Annotated in this window: 22 protein-coding genes and 1 riboswitch; of the genes, 11 read left to right on the top strand and 11 right to left on the bottom strand. The window is 63.1% G+C overall.

Annotated features, from left to right (window positions below; all coding sequences use genetic code 11):
- Position 1 precedes the first annotated feature (1 nt).
- The 4 genes from F3H95_RS11400 to F3H95_RS11385 are packed head-to-tail and all read right to left on the bottom strand — an operon-like array spanning position 2 to position 3,899.
- Positions 2 to 937, bottom strand: coding sequence for a sugar ABC transporter permease (locus tag F3H95_RS11400; RefSeq protein ID WP_142881098.1), 936 nt, complete (start codon positions 935 to 937; stop codon positions 2 to 4).
- On the bottom strand, positions 937 to 2,268 hold the full coding sequence (locus F3H95_RS11395; RefSeq protein WP_149746051.1) for a sugar ABC transporter substrate-binding protein: 1,332 nt from the start codon (positions 2,266 to 2,268) through the stop codon (positions 937 to 939). The genes F3H95_RS11400 and F3H95_RS11395 overlap by 1 nt, the downstream gene beginning before the upstream one ends.
- Positions 2,269 to 2,321: 53 nt before the next feature.
- Positions 2,322 to 2,981 (bottom strand): GntR family transcriptional regulator, encoded by a 660-nt coding sequence (locus tag F3H95_RS11390; protein WP_143124044.1) that lies wholly within the window; start codon positions 2,979 to 2,981, stop codon positions 2,322 to 2,324.
- Positions 2,982 to 3,014: 33 nt separating this feature from the next.
- Positions 3,015 to 3,899 (bottom strand): dihydrodipicolinate synthase family protein, encoded by an 885-nt coding sequence (locus F3H95_RS11385; protein ID WP_149746218.1) that lies wholly within the window; start codon positions 3,897 to 3,899, stop codon positions 3,015 to 3,017.
- A gap of 299 nt (positions 3,900 to 4,198) precedes the next feature.
- On the opposite strand from F3H95_RS11385, the gene F3H95_RS11380 reads away from it, so the two are divergent.
- Positions 4,199 to 4,684: a cupin domain-containing protein gene (locus F3H95_RS11380; protein WP_142881096.1), complete on the top strand. Its 486-nt coding sequence runs from the start codon at positions 4,199 to 4,201 to the stop codon at positions 4,682 to 4,684.
- Between the two features lie 74 nt (positions 4,685 to 4,758).
- Here F3H95_RS11380 and F3H95_RS11375 read toward each other — a convergent pair whose 3' ends face one another.
- Both F3H95_RS11375 and F3H95_RS11370 read right to left on the bottom strand, forming a co-directional pair.
- Positions 4,759 to 5,103 carry a response regulator gene (locus F3H95_RS11375; RefSeq protein WP_244617987.1) on the bottom strand — a complete coding sequence of 115 codons (345 nt, stop codon included), beginning with the start codon at positions 5,101 to 5,103 and terminating at the stop codon, positions 4,759 to 4,761.
- A 431-nt stretch (positions 5,104 to 5,534) separates the two neighbouring features.
- Positions 5,535 to 6,188 carry a TetR family transcriptional regulator gene (locus tag F3H95_RS11370; RefSeq protein WP_185969717.1) on the bottom strand — a complete coding sequence of 218 codons (654 nt, stop codon included), beginning with the start codon at positions 6,186 to 6,188 and terminating at the stop codon, positions 5,535 to 5,537.
- A gap of 105 nt (positions 6,189 to 6,293) precedes the next feature.
- Here F3H95_RS11370 and F3H95_RS11365 point away from each other — a divergent pair, with 105 nt between their 5' ends.
- Genes F3H95_RS11365 through F3H95_RS11355 form a run of 3 tightly spaced genes read left to right on the top strand, consistent with a single transcriptional unit; the run spans position 6,294 to position 11,562 of the window.
- Positions 6,294 to 7,421 carry an efflux RND transporter periplasmic adaptor subunit gene (locus F3H95_RS11365; protein ID WP_149746050.1) on the top strand — a complete coding sequence of 376 codons (1,128 nt, stop codon included), beginning with the start codon at positions 6,294 to 6,296 and terminating at the stop codon, positions 7,419 to 7,421.
- Positions 7,418 to 8,491 (top strand): efflux RND transporter periplasmic adaptor subunit, encoded by a 1,074-nt coding sequence (locus tag F3H95_RS11360; protein ID WP_142881093.1) that lies wholly within the window; start codon positions 7,418 to 7,420, stop codon positions 8,489 to 8,491. Before F3H95_RS11365 ends, F3H95_RS11360 begins: the two co-directional genes overlap by 4 nt.
- Positions 8,488 to 11,562, top strand: a complete 3,075-nt coding sequence (locus tag F3H95_RS11355; protein ID WP_149746049.1) for an efflux RND transporter permease subunit — start codon at positions 8,488 to 8,490, stop codon at positions 11,560 to 11,562. Before F3H95_RS11360 ends, F3H95_RS11355 begins: the two co-directional genes overlap by 4 nt.
- Before the next feature lie 498 nt (positions 11,563 to 12,060).
- On the opposite strand, the gene F3H95_RS11350 is transcribed toward F3H95_RS11355, so the two are convergent.
- Together F3H95_RS11350 and F3H95_RS11345 are read right to left on the bottom strand one after the other, a co-directional pair.
- Positions 12,061 to 12,861 carry a DUF1194 domain-containing protein gene (locus F3H95_RS11350; protein ID WP_188134375.1) on the bottom strand — a complete coding sequence of 267 codons (801 nt, stop codon included), beginning with the start codon at positions 12,859 to 12,861 and terminating at the stop codon, positions 12,061 to 12,063.
- 171 nt (positions 12,862 to 13,032) lie between these two features.
- Positions 13,033 to 13,692, bottom strand: coding sequence for a peroxiredoxin (locus F3H95_RS11345; RefSeq protein WP_143126925.1), 660 nt, complete (start codon positions 13,690 to 13,692; stop codon positions 13,033 to 13,035).
- Between the two features lie 239 nt (positions 13,693 to 13,931).
- On the opposite strand from F3H95_RS11345, the gene F3H95_RS11340 reads away from it, so the two are divergent.
- Positions 13,932 to 14,447 carry a MarR family transcriptional regulator gene (locus F3H95_RS11340; protein ID WP_143126924.1) on the top strand — a complete coding sequence of 172 codons (516 nt, stop codon included), beginning with the start codon at positions 13,932 to 13,934 and terminating at the stop codon, positions 14,445 to 14,447.
- Positions 14,448 to 14,545: 98 nt separating this feature from the next.
- Complete coding sequence (locus F3H95_RS11335) at positions 14,546 to 15,484, top strand: glutaminase (RefSeq protein ID WP_244617986.1); 939 nt, start codon at positions 14,546 to 14,548, stop codon at positions 15,482 to 15,484.
- Positions 15,485 to 15,837: 353 nt separating this feature from the next.
- On the opposite strand, the gene purU is transcribed toward F3H95_RS11335, so the two are convergent.
- A complete protein-coding gene (gene purU / locus F3H95_RS11330) occupies positions 15,838 to 16,722 on the bottom strand; it encodes a formyltetrahydrofolate deformylase (protein WP_143126929.1) in 885 nt (294 codons plus the stop codon).
- 327 nt (positions 16,723 to 17,049) lie between these two features.
- Here purU and F3H95_RS11325 point away from each other — a divergent pair, with 327 nt between their 5' ends.
- Positions 17,050 to 18,564 carry an acetyl-CoA hydrolase/transferase family protein gene (locus tag F3H95_RS11325; protein WP_149746215.1) on the top strand — a complete coding sequence of 505 codons (1,515 nt, stop codon included), beginning with the start codon at positions 17,050 to 17,052 and terminating at the stop codon, positions 18,562 to 18,564.
- Between the two features lie 31 nt (positions 18,565 to 18,595).
- Here F3H95_RS11325 and F3H95_RS11320 read toward each other — a convergent pair whose 3' ends face one another.
- Positions 18,596 to 20,230 carry a phosphoethanolamine--lipid A transferase gene (locus F3H95_RS11320; protein WP_244617985.1) on the bottom strand — a complete coding sequence of 545 codons (1,635 nt, stop codon included), beginning with the start codon at positions 20,228 to 20,230 and terminating at the stop codon, positions 18,596 to 18,598.
- A 524-nt stretch (positions 20,231 to 20,754) separates the two neighbouring features.
- Positions 20,755 to 20,994, top strand: a riboswitch (cobalamin riboswitch).
- A 203-nt stretch (positions 20,995 to 21,197) separates the two neighbouring features.
- Between F3H95_RS11320 and F3H95_RS11315 the strand changes: the two genes are divergently transcribed.
- Genes F3H95_RS11315 through F3H95_RS11305 form a run of 3 tightly spaced genes read left to right on the top strand, consistent with a single transcriptional unit; the run spans position 21,198 to position 24,009 of the window.
- Positions 21,198 to 22,211, top strand: coding sequence for an ABC transporter substrate-binding protein (locus F3H95_RS11315; protein WP_348530055.1), 1,014 nt, complete (start codon positions 21,198 to 21,200; stop codon positions 22,209 to 22,211).
- Positions 22,208 to 23,233, top strand: a complete 1,026-nt coding sequence (locus F3H95_RS11310) for an iron ABC transporter permease (RefSeq protein ID WP_244617984.1) — start codon at positions 22,208 to 22,210, stop codon at positions 23,231 to 23,233. Before F3H95_RS11315 ends, F3H95_RS11310 begins: the two co-directional genes overlap by 4 nt.
- Complete coding sequence (locus F3H95_RS11305; RefSeq protein ID WP_149746046.1) at positions 23,230 to 24,009, top strand: ABC transporter ATP-binding protein; 780 nt, start codon at positions 23,230 to 23,232, stop codon at positions 24,007 to 24,009. The genes F3H95_RS11310 and F3H95_RS11305 overlap by 4 nt, the downstream gene beginning before the upstream one ends.
- A gap of 11 nt (positions 24,010 to 24,020) precedes the next feature.
- Here the strand turns inward: F3H95_RS11305 and F3H95_RS11300 are convergent, their stop codons facing one another.
- Positions 24,021 to 24,500: an Lrp/AsnC family transcriptional regulator gene (locus F3H95_RS11300; protein ID WP_149746045.1), complete on the bottom strand. Its 480-nt coding sequence runs from the start codon at positions 24,498 to 24,500 to the stop codon at positions 24,021 to 24,023.
- A gap of 98 nt (positions 24,501 to 24,598) precedes the next feature.
- Between F3H95_RS11300 and F3H95_RS11295 the strand changes: the two genes are divergently transcribed.
- A complete protein-coding gene (locus tag F3H95_RS11295; protein WP_149746044.1) occupies positions 24,599 to 26,047 on the top strand; it encodes an aminotransferase class V-fold PLP-dependent enzyme in 1,449 nt (482 codons plus the stop codon).
- The last annotated feature ends 82 nt before the right edge of the window (positions 26,048 to 26,129 follow it).

The following is a 26,129-nucleotide window of genomic DNA, read 5'->3' as shown; positions in this document are numbered from 1 at the left end:
ATCAGCGTTCCTCCATGTCGGACCAGTTGGCGCGTGCCCGGACCATCAGCAGCACGAAGGAGAGCGCGATGATGATCAGGAAGAACACGACGGCCATCGCCGATCCGTAACCGATGTCGTAATAGGCGAAGGCGGTGTTGTAGAGGTAGATGTTGATGGTTTCGGAGGCCGTGCCCGGTCCGCCTTGCGTCATCGCATAGATGATGTCGAAGCTCTTGATCGCATCGATGGAGCGGATGATCACCGCAATCATCAGGAAGGGGGCGATCATCGGCACCGTTAGGTAGCGGAACTTCTGCCAGGCGGTGGCGCCATCGATCTCGGCGCTTTCATAGGGTTCGCGCGGGACGGCGGCAAGACCGCCCAGCACGATGAGCATGACGAGTGGCGTCCACTGCCAGGTCTCGACCAGAACCAGCGAGGGAATGACGGCCGTCTGGTTGTAGATCCACTCCTGCGGACCGATCCCGACGAGGGAGAGCAGGTAGTTGAGCACGCCGAGCTGTGGATGGAACATCATGGTCCAGACGAGCGCGACCGCCACCGGCGTTGCCATCATCGGCATCACGAAGATGCCGCGCAGGAAACCGCGCAGCGGAAACTTCGCATCGAAAACCAGCGCCGCCAGCGTGCCGAAGAACAGCGGCAGCACCACCGAAAGAACCGTGTAGGTGGTGGTATGCCACAGCGATTCCCAGAACCGCATGTCCTGTGCCAGGCGCAGGTAGTTCGCAAAACCGATGAAGGTTCGCGGCTGGCCGAGCGTCCAGCTGTTGACGCTCATCCACAGGGTGAAGAGCCAGGGGAAGACGATGACGGCCGAAACCACGAGAAGGGCCGGCATGACGAAGGGCCAGTAATTGGGAGCAAGCCGCGCGGGCTTGCTCCTCCGTTCCGTCGTCTCGTCGATCGGGTTGTCGATGCTCACGGATGCCATTATCCCTCGCTTCGCGCCAGAACCGGTTCGAACTGCGCCGTTGCGTTCTTGAGTTCGGTTTCCGCGTCCGCGCCGCCGATCATGTTGGTGAGGGCAACGCCGTAGATGTCGCGGAATTCGGTGACCGGGATGACGACCGGCAGGGCAAGCTTGGAGACCTTGCCGGAGCCTGCGACCGCATCCAGCCAGGCGCCCGGCATCTTCACGCCTTCGCGTACCTTCGCATCGGTCAGGATCGACTGGCGGAAGGGTACGCCGGCACCGGCCTGCAGCAGACGGGCGCCCATGTCATGCGAGATGGCCCATTGGCAGAACAGGTAGGCGGCTTCCTTCTTGGTGGAGGCTTCCACCACGCCAAGGCCGTCGCCAAACGTGCCGGCCGCCTGCTGGGCCGGGCCCTTCGGCATCACGCCGTAACCGGCCTTGCCGACGACGCGCGACTTCTGCGGATCCTCGATTGGCGGTGCAAAGCCCACGCCATCGAACCACATGCCGATCTTGCCCTGCAGGAAGGCAGACTGGGCTTCGGCCCAGTTGAAGCCGGAGACACCGGGCGGTGCGGATTTGGTCATCAGTCGCTGGTAGAGCTTGGCGGCCTCGACGGCTTCCTTCGACAGCGTGTCGACCTTGCCGGCGGCGTTGATGGGGGCCGCTCCGTAACCGAGCATCAGCGAGGTCCAGACGGGGGTGTTGGCGTTCTTCAGGCCGCGGGCCACGAAGCCATAGGTGTTGGTCGAGGGGTCGGTGATCTTTTCGGCGGCGGCAACCAGTTCCTCGAAGGTCTTCGGATAGGTCAGTCCCTTCTTTTCGAAGAGCTCCTTGTTCCAGTAGACGATCCAGTAGTCCACGGAGAACGGCAGGGAGCGCAGCGTGCCCTTGGCATCCTTGGCAAACAGCAGGCCGGCTTCGGCGAAGTCGCCTTCATTGAGCGACGGGTCGGTGAGCGACGGATCCTTCAGGAAGCCGCCGATGTCGGCCAGCCAGCCGCCCTTCTCGAACTGACGCTTCTGGACGTGGTAGCTCAGGTGCACGACGTCGAAGCTCGGCTTGCCGGTGCTGAGCTCGATCACCGTCTTCTGGCGCTGCTGCTGCTCGGGCGTCGCCTCGGCATTCACCTTGATGCCGGTCAGGCTTTCGAATTCCGACAGGTACTTGATCAGCGTCTCGCTGCGCGGGCTCTTGACGAGATTGACGCTGAGCGTGGTGCCGCTGAAGCGTTTCCAGTCAACGGCTGCCGAGGCGGGGCGTCCGCCGATGAGGGCTGAACCGCCGATGGCGGCACTTGCCGCGAGAAACGTGCGACGGGTCGGCTTCAGGATAGAAGTCGTCATAAAATGGTCCTCCCTTTCGCGGCCGCACCTCCCTGCGCGACCGGTTGACGATATCAGACTGCCAGTGCGCGGTCCCTTGCATGGCCGATATGAGCCACGAGGCGCTGGACCGCGTCTTCAACCGATCGGCGCTCGATGGCTTCGAGAACCGTCAGATGTTCCTTCATGACCGGCGCCACCCGGCCGTCGATGCGAATTCTCTCCTGGTTGATCAGCCGCATCTTGATGGCGTTGACGCGGTAGGCGTTCGACAGGATCGAATTGCCCATGGCGTCGACAAAGGCGTTGTGCATGCCCCAGTCGGTTGCCTGGGCATGCTGCTCCAGTTCCGGCGAGGCGTCGCCGGCTTCGGCCCGTTCGAGAATGTCCCGATGCTGGCGCAGCAGACGCTCCACCTCCGCATCGCGGGCATTGCGGGTGAAGAAGGCGACCGCCTCCTTTTCCATGATGATGCGGAACTGGAAGGCCTCGCGGATCAGGCTGAGGTCGATATGGGCGATCTGCAGACCGCGCTGCGGCACCGTCTTGATCAACCCTTCCGTTTCCAGCCGGGGGATCAGCTCGCGGATCGCGCCGAGCGTCAGCCCGGTCAGTTCCACCAGCTGCCGCTGGGAGATGAACTGGCCCGGGCGCACATCCCGCGCGAGAAGATGGCGTGTGAAGCTCTCATACGCCTTTTCCCGCAACGTGACCTGTTCGCCGGTCTCGTCCATGCTCCCTGCCATCCGGATCCTCCGTCCCGGCCCTCAGGCCGCCTGCGATGAAAACTGCCGGTCGAACGCCTGGCCGAGACGTTCGCGGTCTTCCGCGCCAATCGTCACCAGCGGCGGGCGTACCGGCAGCCATACTGCGTCACCGGTGGTGCGCGCCACAAGAACCTTGACCGCGGGAGTAACAGGATAGTTCAGAAGCACCTCGACCAGACCCGTCACGCGCGTGTCGTCGCGACCATCCACGGCCATCGCGCGCACCTCGGCGCCCAGAAGGTTGGCCATGCCGGAAATGGCACCCTGCCCACCCAAGCGCGTTCCCTGCGCCAGATGCCGCTCGTCGCCGATCAGGATCGAGAGATCGCCGTGGCGCTTCAGAAGCTGCTCCGTATGCGACCAGTCGCCTCCGGAATCCTTGACGCCGGTGACGACGCCCGGGAAGGCGCGGCGCAGGCGCTCCACCAGATCCACCGAGATCTTCACCATCGTCACCGAGGGAATGTTGTAGACGATGATGTCACGCGCCTTCGGCCCAAGCTGCGTGAAGACGGCCGAGAACCAGTGAAACAGGCCATCGTCCGAGACGTTCTTGAAGTAGGAGGGCGGGGCGAGAAGAATGTTGCGGGCGCCGGCATCCAGCGCCTGCGCCGACTGGTCTACGGCATCTGCCACGCTGTCGACGAGGACGCCGGCGACAATGTTGTTGCCGGCAATGCCGGCGGAAGCAAAGGCCGAGAGAACATCGCCGCGCTCGCGGTGGCCGATCGAGCTGCCTTCGCCCGTCGTGCCGAACAGGGTGACGCTGTCGCAATGGCCGGCAAGGCAGCGCTTTGCGTGGTCTGTCATCACGGACAGAAGGATGTCACCGTTTTCCTGAAACGGCGTGGTCAATGCGGCCGAAAGGCCAAACTTGCGCGTCAACGTCATTACTCCTCCGACTGAGTTATGGCGAATATACATCTGACATGTTAGTTGTAAAGCCATGACCTGTCGAATTTAGCATGCCGTGCACACCCCTGACTTCCCGGAGTGCCAAAGGGGTGGCTTCGTGGGGGCGGTCTCTGCCGGGAATGCGGGAATGGCACAGGCTTGCTCTGCCGCCGGCCCGGTCGTGGGGCCTACCGAAAACAGGGCTTGTCAGCTGCCGCGCGTGGTGTTCATCCTGTCGCCGAAGAGCGACGCGCTATCCGCAGCGCGGATGAAACCGGGAGCAGAGCAGGATGGACCATCATCATGAGGGTGAAGCCGAGCGCTGGAAGCATGATGGCGTCAGGGTGATCAAGGGTGACCAGCTTGATCCCAATACCGCCCAGACGCCCGGTATGTTCCGGCAGGCGGCGATCAATCATGCCCGGGTCGGCGCCCAGAAGATCTGGGCCGGCACCGTCGCCATCGAGCCGAACGCCAGGACCGGTGTCCACCATCATGGCGCGCTGGAAAGCGTGATCTATGTGATCCGTGGGCGGGCGCGCATGCGCTGGGGCGAGAGGCTTGAATATGTGGCCGAGGCCGGCCCCGGCGATTTCATCTTCGTGCCGCCCTACGTTCCCCACCAGGAGATCAACGCCGATCCGGATGCGGTGCTGGAATGCGTGCTGGTCCGTTCAGACAACGAGGCGGTGGTGGTTAATATCACGGATGTCGATCCGGTTGAGGCGCCGGAGGACGTGTATTGGGTGGACCCGATCCATCGCCATCCTGGCTGAATTCTGCGAAGTCGTGTTGATCGACCAGTGCGCGCCAAAGGGTGTCTTGGACGCGTTTGGCCTGTGCCGCCGTTTCAGCGGCGGCGCACGCGCATCGGCTCGTGATGGAAGGTCTGTGCAATCAGGTCGTCGAGGCGTTCCGGGCTCCAGGGCTTGGCGATGAGCGGAAGGCCGTCGAGCCTGGCCTTGACCTGGGGCAGTTCCGCATAACCGCTGCAGACGATGACCGGCACACCGTGCTGCCGCAGGCAGTCGATGACCGGAAAGGACAGCTCCCCCGCAAGGTTGAGGTCGGCAATGGCGCCTGCCAGCGAAAGCTGCGGGATGGCCTCAAGGGCCTGGCCTACGCGACCGTAGGGCCCGCACACCTCATAGCCGCGGCTGACAAGGTGGTCTTCCATGTCCATCGCCAAAAGCATGTCATCTTCCAGCACCAGAATGCGGGGGCGGGGAGCGTGGAAAGGCATGTCCAACCGAAGGCCTCGTCTCACTGTCGGTCTGCAAATTATGCGGGTATGTGCAGCAGCCCCTCCCGATTTCAAGGGGTTTTCTCGTCTTCAGTTTCCTCCGACGGTGCGGGTGTGCCGTTCTTAAGCCTTGAGTAAAGTCTCGGCGCGATAGTCGAGGCACGAACGGGCAAGGGTCTTTGGGCATTCGCTCCGGGCCTTGTGCAGGTTCCGTTCTCTCGCATGGAAGCCGAGGTCGCGCGCAGGCGCGTACCGAAGGGCCGAACCTCGCAGGTGTCGGCCCGTCAATGACATGGCCGGCCGATCATGGGCCGCTTTCGGGCAGGATGCCCTCCGCGCATGTAAAGACCGCACGGGTTTAGCCCCGTGCAAAACCACCGGTTTCAGGGCTGGGTCAGGATGTGGTGCATGAGGGAGGTGAGCCGGGCCCTGAAGGCCTCGTCATCTTCCGCAAGGGGGGCAAGGCGGGAGAGAAAATGGCGCGTGGACACCAGAACGCCGATCATGGACATGGATGCCATCAGCGACAGCGCAAGCTTTGCCAGGGCGTCTTCGCTCGTCAGATTGCGCAGTTTCGCCGTGTAGTCCACGAGACGATGATGAATGGGATGCACCATCCGCGCCTCGATCAGCGACTGCCGTTCCTCGTCGGCCCCCGTCATGATCTCGCTGATCAGCAACTGGGCAAACAGCGGACGTTCCGTAACCATGGTCACCATGTTGGAGCAGAGCCTCTGCAGCTGCATCTCCGTCGTCAGCCCCTCTTTCGTGGAGGTCCAGTCATCGAGGCGCTGCAGTGTATCCTCGGCCATCGCATCCAGAACAGCCGTCCAGAGTCCGAGCTTGGAGCCGAAGCGGTAGGAGAGAAGCGCGACATCGACGCGCGCGCGGGCTGCGATGGTGCGCAGGGTCGTCTTGTCGAAGCCATTCTCGGCAAAGCAGGCAAGGGCCGCTCCGATAAGAGCTTCGCCATCATGTTCCTCGCCTTTGCGTGGCCGGCCGCGTCCTCGTTCTGTGCTGATTTTGCAAATCGTCAAGGCATTCTCCTTCTCACGTCTTGACACCATACCGCCGTGAAGGCATCTATTCAACACCTGATGAATAAATAGCAGCTCCCTAGAAACCGATCCTGGAACACGGTCATGCCCCAAAGTGCCGCCACGCCGGAAGAAAGCGTGCAGACGACCAAAAGATCCCGACTGCTGTCAGCCACAGCGGTCCTTGCCGCGCTGGCCCTGTCTGCCTGCGACGGGCAAAAGAAGGATGCCGAGCCCTATCGTGCCCATGTCGGCGTGGAAAAGGCCGAGATGCAGCCCGATCTCATCCGCGCTTCCGGCACGGGCGAGATCAAGGCGCGCGTGGAGAGCGATCTCTCCTTCAAGAACAGCGGGCGCGTCATTTCGCGCAGTGTGAGCGTGGGCGATCATGTCGAAGCCGGCCAGATCCTGGCGATGCTCGATCCCGTCGAGCAGAAGGCGGATCTTGAATCGGCGCAGGCTGCCGTGGCCTCGCAGGAGGCCACGCTGCGCATGACGAGCTCGCTTCTCGCCCGTCGCAAGGCGCTGACCCAGACCGGCGCCATGTCGCAGCAGGATCTCGACAGCGCCCAGCAGCAATACCAGTCGGCCGAAAAGGATCTGGATGCCGCGCGCGCCAAGCTGGAAACCGCCGTCGAGGCGTTGCAGCAGACCGAGCTGCGTGCCGATGCGGACGGTACGATCACCGCGCGCAGCGTCGAGGTCGGTCAGGTCGTTCAGGCCTCGACCACCGTCTTTACGCTGGCCCATGACGGCGAGCGTGACGCCGTGTTCAACGTGCAGGAATCGGCTCTCAGCGGCAAGATGACGCCGCTCTCGCTTGAAGTTGCGATGATTTCCAATCCGAAGATCCGTGCCGCTGCCACGCTTCGCGAGGTGAGCCCCGCGCTCGATACGTCGCTTGGTACGGTGCGCGTGAAGCTCGCGATCACAAATCCCCCGCCGGAGATGACGCTTGGCGCATCCATCAGCGCCAATGTGGTGCTGGAACGGCAGGAGCGGATCTCGATCCCGTGGCAGTCCATGTTCTCCAAGGCCGGCACGCCGGCGGTGTGGGTGGTTGACCCCGACAAGAAGGTCACGCGCCTGAAGACCATCGCCGTCGAACGCTATGATGCGTCGCGGGTCGTTCTGGCGAACGGGTTGACGTCGGGTGAACTGATCGTCGTCGATGGCGGCCAGTTCCTGCGCGAAAACCAGCCGGTATCCTACAGCCTGGAGGCTGCCCGATGAAATTGCTGACTGTCATTCCCCTTGTCCTGCTGGCGGCGGGACTTGCCGCGTGCTCGGAGGAGAAAAAAGCCGAGGCGCCGGTGCGCCCGGTTCTGTCGATGCTCGCCAAACCGCGTGAGGCGACGGCCTTCGGCTTCACCGGAACGGTACAGCCCAAGTTCAGCACCGATCTTGGCTTCCAGGTTCTGGGGCGCATCGTCCAGCGAAGCGTCAACGTCGGCGATCTCGTCAAGAAGGGCGATGTCCTGGCCCGTCTCGATGCCACGAGTCTGGAACTGGCGGTGCGGCAGGCAGAGGCAGATCTGGCCTCTGCCCGTGCCAAGGCCGATCTGGCGCGTGTCAATGAGCAGCGCCAGCAGACTCTTCTCGCCTCCAACGCCACCACCAAGCAGCAGCTGGAAGAGGCCGTCCAGTCCCGCGAGGCGGCCGACGCGACCGTGCAGCAGCAGCAGGCGGATCTGACCAAGGCGAAGGAACAGCTTGGCTATGCCACGCTGGAGGCCGAATCCGATGGCGTCGTCTCTACCGTTTCGGCAGAAGTGGGACAGGTCGTGACCGCCGGCCAGACCGTGCTGACGATCGCTCGCCTCGAAGCGCGTGACGCGCAGGTCGACATTCCCGACAGCTATGTCCAGCTGACGGCGATCGGTACGCCCTTCCTCGTCACCCTGCAGGCCAATCCGGAGGTGAAGGTAACGGGTACGGTCCGCGAGGCCGCACCGCAGGCCGATGCCGCAACCCGTTCCCGCCGCACGAAAATTGCGCTCGACAACCCACCGCAGAGCTATCGGTTCGGCAGTACGGTGACGGCAACGCCGGTCGCCCCCAGCGAAGGCCATCTGTGGCTGCCGGAAACGGCGATCGGTGGAGAGGATGGCGCCCGATTCGTCTGGATCGTCGATCCCGCGGCCAAAACGGTGCAGCGCCGAAGCGTCACCATTCAGCCGTCCGCCGCCGGTGGTGTCGACGTGCTCACCGGCCTCAAGGATGGCGAGCGCGTTGTGACGGCGGGTGTTAACTCGCTCACTGAAAATCAACCAGTCCGACTCTCGGGTGAGATTGCCCCATGAACACGAAATTCAACCTGTCCGAATGGGCGCTCCAGCACAAGTCGCTTGTCTGGTATTTCATGATCCTCGCCAGTGTCGCGGGCATTCTGTCCTACATGAACCTCGGCCGCGAGGAAGACCCGGATTTCACCATCAAGACCATGCTGATCCAGGCCTCCTGGCCGGGCGCATCGGTCGACGAGATGACAAGCCAGGTCACTGACCGCATCGAGAAGAAGCTGCAGGAGCTTGAATCGCTCGATTATACGAAGAGCATCAACACGCCAGGCCAGACCACGATCTATGTGAACCTTCTGGAAAACACCAAGGCCAAGGACGTCAAGCCGACCTGGATCAAGGTTCGCAACATGGTGAGCGATATTGCGTCCACCCTGCCGTCCGGCGTGCAGGGGCCGACCTTCATCGACAGCTTCGGCGACGTTTATGGCAACATTTACGCCTTTACCGCCGATGGCCTGACGCAGCGCCAGCTGAGGGACTATCTGGAGACGGCCCGCCAGCAGATCCTGTCCGTTCCGAATGTCGGCAAGGTGGATCTGGTGGGCGCGCAGGACGAGGTGGTTTATCTGGAATTCTCCACCAAGCAGATGGCGGCGCTTGGCATCACCCAGAACCAGATCATCGAGACGCTGCAGAACCAGAATGCCGTCGTGGCATCCGGTACGCTGCGTACCGGCGCGGAAAGCATCAATCTGCGTGTCTCCGGCCAGTTCGCGTCGGAAGAGGCGCTGCGCAACATCAACCTGCGCGTCAACGATCGCTTCTTCCGCCTGAGCGATGTCGCCAAGATCACCCGCACCTATTCCGACCCGCAGCAGCCACTGTTTCGCGTCAACGGCCAGCCGGCCATCGGCCTGGCGATCGGCATGAAGCCGGGTGCCAACCTCCTGCATTTCGGCGAGGCCCTGTCGGTCAAGATGGACAAGGTCATCGCAGATCTGCCCGTCGGCATCGGCGTGCATCATGTGGCGGACCAGGCCGTTGTGGTGGAAGAGGCCGTCGGCGGCTTCACCAAGGCCCTGTTCGAAGCCATCGTCATCGTTCTCGTGGTCAGCTTCGTCAGTCTTGGCATGCGCGCCGGCCTCGTGGTGGCCGTTTCCATTCCGCTGGTTCTGGCGATCACCTTCGTTTTCATGGAATATCTCGGGATCTCGCTGCAGCGCATCTCGCTCGGTGCGCTCATCATTGCACTCGGCCTTCTCGTGGACGACGCGATGATCGCCATCGAGATGATGGTGTCGAAGCTGGAACACGGTCAGCCGCTGGAGAAGGCGGCGACCGCCGTGTGGACCTCGACCGCCTTCCCGATGCTGACGGGCACGCTCGTCACTGTCGCAAGCTTCATGCCGGTTGGCCTCAATGACAGCGCGGCCGGCGAGTTCACCTTCACGCTCTTCGTCGTGATCGCGGTGTCGCTGATCGTGTCCTGGATTGTTGCGGTGCTGTTCTCGCCACTGCTGGGTGTGCTGATGTTGCCGAAGACGATGAAGGCGCATCACGAGCAGAAGGGCATCGTGGCCCGTGGTTTTGCCGGCATCCTCAGCGCCTGCATGCACTGGCCCAAGATGACGATCCTTGTGACTGCCCTGACCTTCGGCGCCTCGATCTATGGTATGGGCTTCGTGCAGCAGCAGTTCTTTCCGGCCTCCGATCGTCCGGAACTGATCGTCGACTGGACGGCGCGGCAGAATTACACGATCGCGCAGACCAAGGCTGACATGGATGCCTTCGAGGCCAAGTATGTGGCCGGCAACCCGGACGTCGATCACTGGACATCCTATGTCGGTCAGGGTGCCAAGCGCTTCGTTCTCTCCTTCGACGTCCAGGCTTCCACCAACAATTTTGGTCAGATCGTGATCGTGACCAAGAGCATCGAGGCGCGTAACCGCCTGATGGCCAAGCTGGAGGAGGCGTCCGCCAAGGAATATCCCGGCACCGACGTCTTCGTGAAGCAGATGGAACTCGGGCCCCCGGTCGGCCGTCCCGTCCAGTACCGTGTCAGCGGCCCTGATCCGCAGATGGTGCGTACCTACGCGCAGGAACTGGCCGCAATCATGGGCTCTGACTCGCGCCTCACCCGCATCGTGTTCGACTGGAACGAGCCGGCTCGTGTGGTGAAGGTGGATGTGCTGCAGGACAAGGCGCGCCAGCTCGGCGTCTCCTCGTCCGATATCGCGACCGCGCTCAACAACATCACCGGTGGTTCTACCATCACCCAGATCCGCGACAGCATCTACCTGGTCAACGTGGTGGCGCGGGCGACGAAGGACGAGCGCCAGTCGATCGAGACGCTGCGTGACCTGCAGCTTCCGAGCAGCAACGGCCAGTCCGTGCCGCTTGCCGCGATTGCCACCTTCCATTACGAGCTGGAGCAGCCGATCATCTGGCGGCGCGACCGCATTCCGACCATCACCGTCAAGGCTGGCATCGGCGACAGCACGCAGCCGGCCACCATCGACCAGAGCCTGAAGCCGGCCATCGATGCCTTTGCCGCAAGGCTTTCGCCCGGCTACAGCGTGGCACCGGCCGGCACCGTGGAAAGCAGTGCCAAGAGCCAGGCCCCGATTGCCGCGGTGGTTCCGCTGATGCTGCTGACCATGATGACGATCCTGATGTTCCAGCTGCAGAGCTTCCAGCGCCTCTTCATGGTGGTGATCGTCGCGCCGCTTGGTCTGATCGGCGTCGTGGCGGCCCTGCTTCCCTCGGGTGCGCCGCTCGGCTTCGTCGCCATCCTCGGCGTGCTGGCCCTGATCGGCATCCTGATCCGCAACTCTGTCATTCTGGTCGTGGAGATCGATACGTTGCGCAAGTCCGGCAAGGAGGCATGGCATGCCGTGCAGGAGGCGGCCGAGCACCGCATGCGACCGATCATGCTGACGGCGGCGGCCGCCTCGCTGGCGCTGATCCCGATCTCCCGCGAGATCTTCTGGGGTCCGATGGCCTACGCGATGATGGGTGGCATCATTGTCGGCACGGTGCTGACGCTGCTCTTCCTGCCTGCGCTCTACATCGTCTGGTTCCGGGTCAAGAAGCCGGAAGAGAGCCAAGCCGCAACGCCGGACCACGCCTGAGGGAGGTTTCTCCCGGCCCGGCTCAGTTCCCGCCCCGCCCAGACCGGTCCCGATGGATCCACCCACCGGGACCGGCACTTCCGCAAAGGCCTTGTCTGGCGGCTTGAGCGGAAGGGAGGCGCGGTTTCCTTGCGGGTCCTTGCATCCTGCCGGCAGCGTCCCGCCAACGCCGCCGATGCAAGCGACCCGCAGCCAGCCCGTGTGACGAAGACAGGCCCCGCCGGTTCATCCGGCGGGGCCTGTCTTCGTTTTTTACGAAACCGGACCCGTTCTCCTTGGCTTTGCGTGTGCCTCCTCCGCCTTTTTGAACAGATGTCGCTCGCTCCAGTTTGGTCAAATATCGGCGCGGCTGTTGACGTTGATGATCGGGCGGCCGAAAGAGGCGAGCATCGACCCGGCAGAAAAGCCGGTCGGCAGCTTGCCCAAGAGAATGAGCGCCTGTTTGTCAGATTGATAAGATGCGAGTTCCGAGGGTTATGTTTCTCGCTTGGTAAGCCTCTACCGGTCCTGGAACTGCTGCCATTGCAGTTCGCCCATCATGCAATCGGTTTTGGTGCGGGCGGCGATACGATGGAGTGTGGCGTCGGGTGCAAGGCCGCTGACCTCGAGCACGAGTTTGCGGCGGATCGCGGTGTCGAAGTCTTCCGGCTTGTGTACGGGCATTACGAAGGCGCCGGGGCCGCCGATCACGCAGTCGCCGTAATAATCGTCCAGGCCGGCGCTGCTTCCAAAGGCTGCGGCACCCGTCGGGCGCAGCATGATCGCCAGTCCATTGATGATGATGCCGGCCTCGATCGCCTTGTCGCGCACGCCTTCCACCGGCAGACCTATATTGTTGGGTCCGTCACCGGACACGTCGATCACCTGCCGCATGCCGCGGTAGCTGTTGGTGAGAATGGTCTGCGTGCCATAGGCGATCGCAGCGGAGATGGAGGTGCGCCGCTGCGTGGCGATCGGGCGGGCGGCGAGCTTTTCGGCGAAGGCGCGGGCATCGGCTTGCGTCTCGATGATCTGCCAGTCCAGCACGGATGCCGGATCCACCTCGCCGGCCCATTCGAAATAGGTAATCGCAATGCGGCCGATCAGTCCGCCACGCACAGCATTGATGAAATCGGCATGCTGCAGGGCGCTGACATAGCCCTCGCGCTGGACCCTCATCTCCTCGTAATCCATCGAGCGGGACGTATCGACGGCAAGCACCAGTTCGACATCCACATCGCCGGACGCAGAACGTGCGGCCGAAGGCGGCGTCGCAGGACCGGCAAGGAGCGTCGTGAGCAGGGCAAGGCTGGCAAGCATCGGCATTCCCATCACCTCCAGAACCGGACCGCAAAACTGTAACACGGTCTTTTCCGAGGGCGATGCCCGCGCAGTCTGTGCACTTCACGTTTCAGTGATATTGAATGTCCTGGTGCATCAGGTTCCATGCCCGCAGGTGGAGACCTGCGGGGCATAGAGTAGAAGAGGGCTTCAGGCGGCTGGCTGCTTCGTCTTGCGCAGATAGGGCAGGACGGTGTCGAAGCTCCCGAAGCGGGCTATGGCATCCTCGTTGGAGACTGCGGCGGTGATGATCACGTCCTCGCCCGGCTGCCAGTTGGCCGGCGTTGCCACCTGGTGCTTCGCGGTCAGCTGGATGGAATCGATCGCGCGCAGGATTTCCGCGAAATTGCGGCCCGTGGTCATCGGATAGGTGAGGATCAGCTTGATCTTCTTGTCCGGGCCGATGATGTAGACCGAACGCACGGTGGCGTTGTCGGCCGGCGTGCGGCCTTCGGAACTCTCGCCGGCGCCGGCCGGCAGCATGTCATAGAGCTTTGCCACCTTCAGGTCACGGTCGCCAATCAGCGGATAGTCCACGTCATAGCCGGTGGCGGTGCGGATATCGGCTTTCCACTTGGCATGGCTGTCCACAGGGTCGACGGAAATGCCGATGATCTTGACGCCGCGCTTGCGGAACTCGCCTTCGAGACCGGCCATGGCGCCCAGTTCCGTGGTGCAGACCGGGGTGAAGTTCTTCGGATGCGAGAAGAGGACGGCCCAGCCATTGCCGATCCACTCATGAAAATGGAGCGGGCCGACGGTTGTTTCAGCGGTGAAATCCGGGGCGATGTCGTTGATGCGCAGGGACAAGGGCAAACCTCCTGATAGCCGTTCCATTGGATTGAGAAGATAGGCTGTTTGTACGACGATTCGAGGGAGGCTTTTGCAGATCGGGTGGTCAAACTGGAAAACCCGGCTCGTTTCCAGAGCCGCCCGGAGCAGATTTCACTCGCCTTGCAGCCGGGCGTGGGCAGCCGCAGCCGGCCTTTGACATTTCAAATACCTGTTCGTACAGCTGGAGCGATAAGAGCCGGGGGAAGCGAGGCCGCATGAGCGAGCAGGACGACGCGCAGGTTGATCTGGAAATCATTGCCGAGGGGCCGCATGGCCGCAACAAGCCGGAAACACGGTTGTGGCTGCGGATGCTCTCCACCACCAAGCTGATTTCGACGGAAATCCGCAAGCGGCTGCGCGCCGAGTTCGGCGCGACACTGCCGCAGTTTGACCTTATGGCGCAGCTTTACCGGGAGCGGCAGGGATTGCGGCTCGGCGAGCTGTCGCGTCGCACCATGGTCACGAACGGCAACATCACCGGTCTGGTCGAAAGGCTGGAGGCTGACGGCCTCGTCGTGCGCGAAACTCCGAGCGATGATCGTCGCGTCACCGTTGCACGCCTGACGGAGGCAGGTCTGCGCACCTTCGCGGCCATGGCGGATGCCCACGAAGCCTGGTTGCGGGATCTGATGAGCGACGTGGATCCTGGAATGATCACCAGTCTCTGGCACGAGATTGGCCGGGTAAAGACATCGGCAACGAACCACCTGTCCGGCCCGCCCGAGGAATGACGCAGATCTGGCCGTCATCTTGCGCTGCACTGCGGGATGGACAATAGAAGAAGGGTGCAGATGCGCGACAGGACTGGGGCAAGGAGATGTGTGCAGCGGTGACGGGCGACCTTCAGGCAATCATCGAGGACATTCACCGGACGCTGAAGCCACGTCTCGGCGAAGGCAAGGTCGCGGATTACATCCCTGAACTCGCCAAGGTTGACCCGGAAAAGTTCGGTATAGCCGTGATCGATCTGGAGGGGAATGTCTTCAAGGCGGGCGATTGCGACGAGGCCTTTTCCATCCAGAGCGTTTCCAAGGTCTTCACGCTGACGCTGGCGCTTGGAAAGCATGGTGAGACTACCTGGAACCGGGTGGGACGTGAACCCTCGGGTTCGGCCTTCAACTCCATCGTCCAACTGGAGCATGAGAACGGCAAGCCGCGCAATCCCTTCATCAATGCCGGGGCGATTGTCGTCAGTGATCTCGTGATGGCAGGCCACACGCCGCGCGAGGCGATCGGTGAAATCGTCCGCTTCGTGCAGTATCTGGCGGATGACGCAACCATCGGCATCGATCCTGCGGTGGCGCGTTCAGAAGCGGCAACGGGCCATCGCAACGAGGCCCTGGCACATTTCATGAAGTCGTTCGGCAAGCTGACGCATCCGGTCGATCATGTCCTCGGTGTCTATTTCCACCAGTGCGCGCTGGCGATGAACTGTGTTCAGCTTGCCCGCGCCGGCCTGTTTCTTGCCGGAAACGGGCGCAATCCGCTGACCGGCCATACGGTGGTTTCGAGCCAGCGGGCGCGGCGCATCAACGCGCTGATGCTGACTTGCGGTCATTATGACGGATCCGGCGACTTTGCCTATCATGTCGGCCTGCCTGGCAAGAGCGGGGTCGGCGGTGGCATTCTGGCGGTGGCGCCGGGCAGGGCCTCCGTTGCCGTCTGGTCGCCGGGCCTCAACCGCAATGGAAACTCGCTGATCGGGTCACTGGCGCTGGAAATGCTGGCGGCAAAGACCGGATGGTCGGTGTTCGGCGGGCCGGGCTGAACCTGTGTCGCGAGCGTTTCGAGGATCAAATCCGGTGACGCATGCTTTTCATTTTTTGATTGTTGACTTCCTGAGTTTGTGACACATTTGTGCTCTCAGTTCTGTAGGAATTGCGTTTTCCCAAGTCTGTTTCCCTGGTCACATTGCGTCGTTTCTATCCGAAGTCCATTGCGGACGCCCGATCCTGCGCCGAATTGGCGCGAAAAGATCATCCCCTTCCCCAGGGAGATGCGGCACGGGAGGTGACGTTTCGGCGTCCCTCCCGAATTCGGTTCTGCATTCCCCTGATGCTGCGATCTGCCTGAGGGGCCGAGCTCACCCGTTTCAGCGTGGCAAGTCGGGCGCGGTCTACGTCAGCCCATCCGCTCGGAAGCATAGGAGCCGGGGCTCGGCGGGAAGACGATGGTACGGTTGCCGTTGATGAAGGTGCGGTGATGGATATGGGCGTGCACTGCCCGCGCCAGCACCTGCGCTTCCACGTCGCGGCCCATCGACACATAGTCTTCCGGCGACTGCGCATGGGTGACGCGCACGGTATCCTGCTCGATGATCGGGCCTTCATCGAGGTCGGCGGTGACGTAGTGGGCGGTGGCACCGATCAGCTTCACGCCGCGCTCATAGGCCTGCTTGTAGGGGTTGGCGCCCTTGAAGCTCGGCAGGAAGGAGTGGTGGATGTTGATGATGCGGCCGGACATCTTGCGGCAGAGATCGTCCGAGAGAACCTGCATGTAGCGTGCCAGCACCACCAGTTCCGTGCCGGTCTGCTCCACCAGATCCATCAGCTGGGCCTCGGCCTTCGGCTTGTTCTCTTTCGTTACCTTGATGTGGTGGAAGGGAATGTCATGGTTCACCACCAGCTTCTGGTAGTCGAAATGGTTGGAAACGACGCCGACGATCTCGATCGGCAGCGCGCCGATGCGCCAGCGGTAGAGCAGGTCGTTCAGGCAGTGGCCGAAGCGCGAGACCATCAGAAGCACCTTCATCCGCTCGGCTGCATCGAAGATGTCCGCCTGCATGGAGAATTTTTCCGCGATCGGCTTCAGCCCCTGGATCAGGCTTGCTCCATCGATGCCTTCCTCTGATATGAAGGAGATGCGCATGAAGAAGGTCTGCGTATCGAAATCGTCGAACTGCGAGGAATCGACGATGTTGCAACCCTTTTCCGCCAGATAGCCGGAAAGCGCGGCGACGATGCCGCGGGAGGTCGGGCAGGAAACGGTCAGCACATAGCTCTTCATCGTCATCACTCTCGTTCAGGCCCGTTGCGGGCCCATCGTGTGGTCTGGCCTCCGGCGGACGGCGTCCGCTGGGACTTCTGGCAATAGCCGAGATCTGCAGGAGATCAAGCCTCGTTTTGGGAAGCGTCTGTCTGCGCGTCACGGCAGAGGGAGATTACGGGCGGGCGGGCAAAGCGCCGTTCCGGTTGCGCCCTCGATGCGCCCATCCCCGCCGTACCATCGGGCAGCGTCCTTGATTTCGGTCAAGGTGAGGCCGCGATCCGCCGCTAAGGTCACGGTCGGGAGGAAAACATGATGGACCGTCAGGACACAACGCAGGACAAGACCATGCTGGAAGATCGCATCAGACGCCCCTCCCTTCTGGACCGGATCGTCACGCCGAAGGAGGCCGCGAGCCTCATTCAGGATGGCATGATCATCGGCATGAGCGGCTTTACCCGCGCCGGCGATGCCAAGGCCGTGCCGGTCGCCATGGCGGAACGGGCAAGGACCGACCCGTTCAAGATCACGCTGCTGACCGGTGCCTCGCTCGGCCATGATATCGACCGCATGCTGACGGAAGCCCATGTGCTTGCCCGCCGCATGCCGTTCCAGACCGATCCGACGCTGCGCGCCGCAATCAACCGCGGCGAGGTGATGTTCGTTGATCAGCACCTTTCGGAAACCGTCGAACATCTGCGTTCGAACCAGCTTGGACCAATTGATTACGCTATCATCGAGGCGGCCGCGATCCGTCTGGATGGCGGCATCATTCCGTCCACTTCGATCGGCAATTCCGCAAGCTTCGCTATTCTGGCGAAGAAGCTGATCATCGAGATCAATCTCAGCCAGACGCTCGATCTGGAAGGCCTGCACGACATCTACATTCCGACGAAGCGGCCGACGCGCGAGGCGATCCCGGTGGTGGGCTGCGATACGCGGGCAGGGCTGCCCTATATCCCGGTCGATCCGGAGAAGATCGCCGCCATCGTCATCACGCAGGAGCAGGACAGTTTTTCGACCGTTGAGCCGGCCGATGCCGAGACCAGCGCGATTGCCGGCCACCTGATCCGCTTCTTCGAGGAGGAGGTGCGCCTCGGGCGCCTGGACCTGACGCTGAACCCGCTGCAGGCCGGCATCGGCACCATTGCCAATTCGGTGCTGTCCGGCCTTGCCGACGGGCCGTTCCATCACCTGCGCATGTATAGCGAGGTGCTGCAGGATAGTACCTTCGATCTCTTTGAGGCCGGCAAGCTGAGCTTTGCCTCCGGCTCGTCGATCACGCTGTCGTCGGCCTGTGCCGCGCGCGTCTATGCGGATTTCCGCCGCTACAAGGACCGGTTGGTTTTGCGCCCGCAGGAAATCAGCAATCATCCGGAAGTGATCCGCCGCCTCGGCGTCATCGGCATCAACACGGCGCTTGAGGTCGATATCTACGGCAACATCAACTCGACCCATGTGAACGGCACGCACATGATGAACGGCATCGGCGGCTCGGGCGATTTCGCCCGCAATGCCTATCTCTCGATTTTCGTGACGAAATCGCTTGCCAAGGGCGGCCGTATTTCCTCCGTGGTGCCGATGGTGCCGCATGTGGACCATACCGAGCATGACGTCGATATCATCGTGACGGAAAACGGACTGGCGGACCTGCGCGAGCTTGCGCCGCGCGAGCGGGCCGAACGCATCATCGAGCACTGCGCCCATCCCGATTACCGCGAGGCGCTGCGCAGCTATTTCGAGCGTGCATCCGCGCGCGGCGGCCACACGCCGCATCTGCTGGAAGAGGCCTTCTCCTGGCATCTCAACAGCCGCGACCGTGGCGACATGCGCCAGTCAAAGCTCGCCGCCGCCGCGGAGTAGGCCGAGGCGGCGGGCCGGGGGCGCTTGTTTGTCAGCTTGCCGGCTTCGGCGGACAGGCTGCCGTCAGGTCGAGCTCGGCCTCACGTACCTTGGTCTGAACATGCATCAGGCCAAGCACCGTGTGGAAGAGATTGTCATGCGACACCGGCTCGGTCTTGCGCCTGTCCATGCAGGCGGTATCGATGCCGGCCTTCGCATCCTTTCCGAGCCATAGCAGGAAGGGAATGTGCGTCTGCTGTTCCGGGGCCACGACCCAGGGGGCGCCATGCAGGAACAGGCCCTTTTCGCCGAGCGATTCGCCGTGGTCCGACATGTATATCATGCTGGGCGACACCTTGCCCTCGACGGCGGTCAGCTTGTCGATGATCGTTGCGAGGATGTGGTCGGTATAGACGATGCTGTTGTCGTAGGCGTTGATGATCTCCGGCCGGTGGCACTTGGAGAATTCGGCACTGCGGCAATCGGGCTGGAAGGTGCGGTAGGCATCCGGATACCGTGCATAATAGGCCGGACCGTGGCTGCCAAGCTGGTGCAGCACCAGCACGCTGTCTCCGGTCACGGACGACAGCCACGCGTCGAACTGGTCGAGCAGGATGTCATCCTTGCACTCGCCGTTTTCGCAGTAGCGGCTGTCGGTCGAGCGGTAGAGTTCCTTGTAGGGAATGCGGGCGGCAACGCCCTTGCTGCCGGTATTGTTGTCCCACCATTCGGCGCGGATGCCGGCATGCACCAGCACGTCCATCAGGTTCTGCCGTTCCAGCGCGCCTGCATGGCTGTAATCGGATCGTCCGAGGCCCGAAAACATGCAGGGAACCGAAATGGCGGTGGCCGTGCCGCAGCTCTGCGCCTTGTCGAAATAGAAGATGTCGCGCTTGGCAAGCTCGGGGTTCGTGAGCCGCTCGTAGCCGCCCAGCGAGAAATTGGAGCCGCGGGCGGTCTCGCCCACGACGATGATGGTGACGCGCGGCTTGCGGTCCTTCGCTTTTGCGCCATCGGCCACCTTGGCATCGGTGCCATAGGGCTGCACCACGATGCCACGCTCCTGCTTCAGCTTCTCCAGGTATGCGACCGCGTTTGCGATTGGCATGAAGGGATTGAGCGTTGCAAACCATTCCCGGTTCTGGCGGATCGTAAAGGCATAGGTGCCGGCATTGGCCAGCGCGGCTGCCCCGAAGACCAACAGTGCAGGCACGATGACTGCGAGATTCATCATCACCTTCCTCGGGAAGGTGCGATGGGCGACGCGCACCCAGGCGATCAGAAGAGAGGGCAGCACGGCATAGACCGCCATGTGCAGGAGATAGCCGGCGGTGATCAGGTGGCCGGCTTCTGCGCTCGTCGTCTCGGCCGCATTGCGGATCATGTCGGAATCGATGATGACGCCGAACTGATCCATGAACCAGGCGGCTCCCGCTGCGATGAACACAAAGAAGATAAGCAGCGGCTTCATCAGGTATTTGACCGAGAAGCTGACGAAAAAGGCGATGAAGGCCCCTGTCAGGGCCACGGCAAGACCCGCCAGCGCCACATGCTGGCCGGATAGCACCGTCAGCGACTGCGACCAGAAGGTCTGGTTGAGGAGCACCAGAATATAGAGCGCGACAATGATGCTGAGCGTCACGCTACCAAGACGCGGACGTCTGGCGAAGAAGACATGGAAACTCAAGGCAATTGACCCTTCACGAACGGCACATCGGGGTGCCCTGCATGCGAACCTCCGCTGGTGCTTCAAAAAGCTGACACGAACCTGAATGCCTCCTGCATCCGCCACAGATTGGGTGAGGCAAGCCGGCCCGTTTCGCCGCATGAACAGCAAAACAAGGCAAACTGTTGTCCGCGCGCCAGCAGGCACCGTGGTCTTTCGTGAAGATCCCCCGAATCCTCTGGTAAACTTCGCTTGATGGCGTGTAAAGGGGCTGCGCGACAACGCGGAATTACATGCGTATTTCATGATGCATGCTCGGCTTTTTCCTCCCCCTCGTCATGCCGCCAAGTCTGCTTGCGTATTGCCGTGAGGTGGGCGGGAGGGCCTTCCACAGCAATCTGCCTGAAGCGCATTATGGATCGCTGGACATCCGAACCCATACAGGCTATTCGTAATGATATTACATTACATGGGTATCGAGTGACGATGACTTCGCATCCTGCCTCTTCCGCCATAGCCTTGCGCTTGACGCCGGCTCTTCCGCCGGATTAACTCCGCCCGATGGTTCCCTCGGCGCCGGTCGCGGCCAGAGGGATTAATAGGGAACACGGTGCGTCCTTTTTTCAAGGGATCAAGGCCGTGGCTGCCCCCGCAACTGTAAGCGGTTGCCGATCATCCTCGTGATGCCTGAAGGCATCATGCCACTGCGCCTGAGCCGCGCGGGAAGGCAGATGAGAGGCGCTGAACCGTGAGCCAGGAGACCTGCCATCGATCATGTCCAACGTCACGGGCGGGGATGCCCGGAACAGGAGCCTGTTATGACTGACCCTTGCGGCGGCGGATGCCCGCCCGCTTTTCCGGCAATCCCCGGACTGCTGATCTTATCCTGTCGGCGCCACGGCTGATGGCCCCCGCTGACTGTTCTTCTCTGCCTTTCTTGGCCTTTCCGGGATTTTTCAACATCATGAACCACGCTTTCGCATCGCGCCTGCGCACAGGCTTTCTCGGCCTTTCGATCACCGCCGGTCTCTTGTCCGCCGGTTCCGCCTTCGCCGCGGCGACCAGCTATCCGCTGACCCTGCAGAATTGCGGGCAGGCCGTCACTTTCCAGAAGGCGCCGCAGCGTGCCGTGGCGCTTGGCCAGAACAGCGCCGAAATTCTCTACATGCTCGGCCTTGGCGAGCGCGTGGTCGGCACTGCCGTCTGGGTGGGGCCGGTGCTGAAGCCGTATGAAGCGATCAACGCAAAAGTGCCGCGGCTGGCCGACAACGATCCGAGTTTCGAGCGCGTCATTGCCACGCGCCCGGATCTGGTCGCCGTGCAATATCAATGGCATGTCGGGCCGAAGGGTACGGTCGGTACGGTGGCGCAGTTTCAGGATCTCCGCGTACCGGTCTACACCTCGCCGGCCGATTGCATCGGCAAGGACAATTCCGGCGGCGGCGATGGCGTGCGCGTCGAGGCCTTCACCATGGACCTCGTCTATCAGGAGATCCGCGATCTCGCCGCCATCTTCGATGTGCAGGATCGCGGCGAGGCCGTGGTGGCGGAGCTTAAGGCCCGCGAGGCGGCGGCCCGTGCGAAGGTTGCCGCGGCGGGCAAGGGCATCTCGGCCGTCTTCTGGTTTTCCAGCGCCAAGCTTGCCACCGATCCCTTCGTTGCCGGCCGCAACGGCGCGCCGGGCTATATCATGCAGGCGCTCGGCATCCGCAACGTGATCGACAGCGACGAGGAATGGCCGACGATCGGCTGGGAAACCATTGCCCGCGCCAATCCGACCCTGATCGTGGCCGCCAGCATGGACCGCCGCCGCTTTCCCGCCGATGACATCGCCGTCAAGCGGGACTTCCTGAAGACCGATCCGGTGACCAGCCTGATGCCGGCGGTGCGCGAGGGCCATGTGGTGGAACTCGATGCCCAAACGATGAACCCGACAGTGCGCACCATCGACGGCATCGAGGCGCTTGCCGACGGCATTGCAAAATCGGGCCTTGGCCGGTGACGGTGAGGCGCCTGTCGACCCGCGCGTCCTTCACGCTGGCTGCGGTGGCTCTTCTCGCCACCGCCCTCTGGCTGGGGGCGGCGATCGGCGAAACGGCCATTCCCCTCGACGTGGTGGCAAAGACGGTGGCGAACCGGCTGTTTCATGCCGCCTATCCGCTCGATCCCATCGATGAGGGCATCGTCTGGAGCTACCGGCTGAGCCGGGTGGTGGTGGCCGCCTGCTGCGGGGCGGCGCTTTCGCTGTCGGGCGTGGTGCTGCAGTCGCTGCTGCGCAATCCGCTGGCGGATCCCTACGTGCTCGGCATTTCCGCCGGCGCCTCCACGGGCGCCGTGTCGGTCGCGATCCTCGGCATCGGCGGCGGGCTGGTCGGCCTGCCGCTCGGCGCCTTTGCCGGTGCGCTGATCGCCTTCTGTCTTGTCAGCCTGCTCGCCTGGCGGGCCGGAAGCGGGGCGGCGGCCATCATTCTGGCGGGCGTTGCCGGCTCGCAGCTGTTTCATGCACTGACCGCCTTCGTGGTGACCAAGGCCGCCAATGCGGAACAGGCGCGCGGCATCATGTTCTGGCTGCTCGGCAATCTGTCCGGCGTGCGCTGGCCGGATGTGACGCTGGCGCTGCCGGCGGCGCTGGTCGGCCTCGCGCTCTGTTTCTCGCAGGCCCGCGCGCTGGATGCCTTTGCCTTCGGCCGCGATTCCGCCGCCTCGCTCGGCATTGCGGTGCGCCGGACCTATGTTCTGCTGATCGGCGTGACCGCGATGATGACGGCGGTGATGGTGGCGCTGGTCGGCTCGATCGGCTTCGTCGGCCTTGTCATTCCGCATGCCACCCGCATGCTGGTGGGTGTGCGCCACGGCGTGCTGCTGCCGGCGTCCGCCATCGTCGGCGCCGTGTTCATGATTCTTGCCGATATTCTCTCGCGCATCATCGTGCCGGGTCAGGTGCTGCCGATCGGCGTGGTGACCGCCCTGTTCGGGGCGCCGGCCTTTGCCGTGATCATGAGCCAGAGGAGGACGCGGCTGTGAGGCTTGCTGCCAAGGAGGTGACCTGGGCGGTCGGCCCCGCCACCATCGTCGATGGCGTATCGCTCTCGGCCGAACCCGGCGAATTTTTCGGCATCATCGGCCCGAACGGTTCTGGCAAGACGAGCCTGATCGCCATGCTGGCGGGCTTACGCCGCCCGCGCCGCGGCACGGTGGAACTGGACGGTGTGCCGCTCTCCGCCCTGTCGCGCCGTCATCTCGCGCAGAAGCTGGCGCTGGTGGAGCAGCAGGCCGAGACGGCTGAGCGGATGAGTGCGCGGCAGGCCGTCGAACTCGGCCGCACGCCCTATCTCGGCCTCGGCCAGCCCTGGTCCGAACGCGATGACGCGATCGTTGCGCGTGCGCTGGCGCAGGTGGACATGACGCATCTGGCCGCCCGCAGCTGGCACACGCTGTCCGGCGGCGAGCGCCAGCGGCTGCACATTGCCCGGGCGCTGGCGCAGGAGCCGCGCCTTCTGCTGCTTGACGAGCCGACCAACCATCTCGACATCCGCCACCAGATCGGCATTCTCGATCTCGTGCGCCGGCTGGACCTGACGGTGATCGCTGCGCTGCACGATCTCAACCACGCCGCCCTGTTCTGCGACCGCATCGCCGTGATGCAGGCCGGCCGTCTCGTGGCGCTCGGAACGCCTGTGGAGGTCCTGACCGAGCGGTTGATCGCCGAGGTGTTCGGCGTGGAGGCCGCGGTGGAGCGTCAGGAAAATGGCACCTGCCATATCCGCTTTCACGCCACGGCCGGCGCCCTTTCCGGCTGACGGGCGCCGGTTTAGAGCCGCGTCAGGTCCGTTGGCCGGTTCTGCATCAGCGCTTCCATCGAGAAGAAACCGGTGACGGTAGAAAAATCGAAGCCGGTGATCAGCTTCTGGTAGAAGGCATCATAGCCGCGCATGCCATTGGTGACGACCTTCAGGAGATAATCCCAGTCGCCACCGATTCTATAAAAGTCAACGACTTCCGGCAGCTTCTCCACGTGCTGCCGGAAGCTCTCCGCCCATTCGCGCGAATGGTGGCGGGTGCGGATCATCACGAACACGGTAAGATCCAGCCCCAGCGCCGGCAGATCGACGGCGGTCTGCGAGCCGCGGATCACACCCGCCTCCTGCAGCCGCTGCAGCCGGCGCCAGCAGGCATTTTGCGACAGCCCCACCTGTTCGGCGAGATCGCGCTGCGAGAGAGAGCCGTCGCGCTGCAGGGCCGTCAGCAGGCGTCGATCAATCGCGTCAATCTTGATGATTTTGTCGTTCATTTGACCCAATATTTGCCCGTTTCACGCAAAGATAGGAGATGAAGTCCCACCGGCGCAATGCCTATGCTGTCGAAGCGGCAAAAAAGGAAACGACACGCATGGCCACGGCAGATGGACAGATGACGGAGCTTCTGGCTGAGTTTCGCCAGCGCCTTCAGCGGGATGATATCATCGAGCATCTGCGCGCCGGCCTGATCGGCCAGCATGCCATGGTGCGCGGTCCCTTCGGCGACAAGCCGCTGGTCTATGCCGATTACGTGGCCTCCGGCCGGGCGCTGATGCAGGTGGAACAGTTCATCCTTACCGAGGTGCTGCCCTATTACGCCAACAGCCATACCGAAGCCTCCTGGTGCGGCGGCATGATGACACGGCTGCGGCGCGAGGCCCGCGCCGTGATTGGCCGTCTCTGCGGTGCTGATGCGGCCCATGCGGTGATCTTTGCGGGCTCTGGCGCCACCGCCGGCATCAACCGGCTGGTTTCTCTGTTCGGTGCGGCGAAAACATCCACCCGCGTGCTGATCGGCCCCTATGAGCATCATTCGAACATCCTGCCCTGGCGCGAGGCGGGTGCAGACATCATCGAACTGCCGGAAGGGCCGGAAGGTGGCCCGGATCGCGAGGCGCTCACCGAAACGCTGGCCGCCTCCCGCGGCTTCGATCAGGTGATCTGCTCCTTCTCCGCCGCCTCCAATGTCACCGGCATCGTCACCGATGTCGCGGCCGTGACCCGGCTGGTGAAGCGGGCCGGGGCGCAGATGATCTGGGACTATGCCGGCGGCGGCCCCTATCTGCCGATCGCCATGCGGCCCGCACCGGATGCCGAGATCGATGCCATCGTGGTCTCGCCGCACAAGTTCATCGGCGGCCCCGGTGCGTCCGGCATCCTGATCCTGCGCCGCGACGCCGTCGAGACCAGGACCCCCAGCTGGAGCGGCGGCGGCACGGTGAAATTCGTCTCCTCCACCGGCCATGACTATGCCGACAGCCTGGAGGCGCGCGAGGAGGCCGGCACGCCGAACGTGGTGGGCGATATCCGCGCAGCCCTTGCCTTCCTCGTCAAGGATGCGATCGGTGAGCACTGCATGGCGGCGCGCAACGCCGCACTGACCGCTGCGGCTTTCGCAGCCTGGCAGGATCACCCCGACCTGCAACTGCTCGGGCCCCGTGACGCCGGCCGCCTGCCGATCTTCTCCTTTCGGGTGCGCGATGGCGAAGGTGGCTTCGTGCACCAGCAGTTGGTGACCCGCATGCTGAGCGACCGTTTCGGCATCCAGGCCCGCGGCGGCTGCGCCTGCGCCGGCCCTTACGTGCACCGCCTGCTGGATATCGACGAAGCCCAGTCCGCCCGCCTGCGCACCGCGATCCTCTCCGGCGACGAAATGGCCAAGCCCGGTTTCACCCGCCTGAACTTTTCGGTGCTGCTGACGCCGGACAAGGTGGACTTCATCCTGAACAGCGTCAAACAGCTTGCCAGCGACGCCGGACAATTCCGCGCCGCCTACGGCTTCGATCCGGCCCGCGCGATCTTCTTCCCGCAGGCGGCGTGAAACACAGGTAGGTAGGCTGACAGCGTGTTGATGCGTCAACGTTAACGCGCGCGCTTCATGGTGCGCCATGTGAAAAAGCCCC

The organism is Rhizobium sp. RU35A (assembly GCF_900156005.1).
In the GTDB taxonomy this organism is placed as follows: Bacteria; Pseudomonadota; Alphaproteobacteria; order Rhizobiales; family Rhizobiaceae; genus Neorhizobium; species Neorhizobium straminoryzae.
Note: the sequence above shows the minus strand (reverse complement) of the source record. Positions and strands in the feature narration are given on the sequence as shown.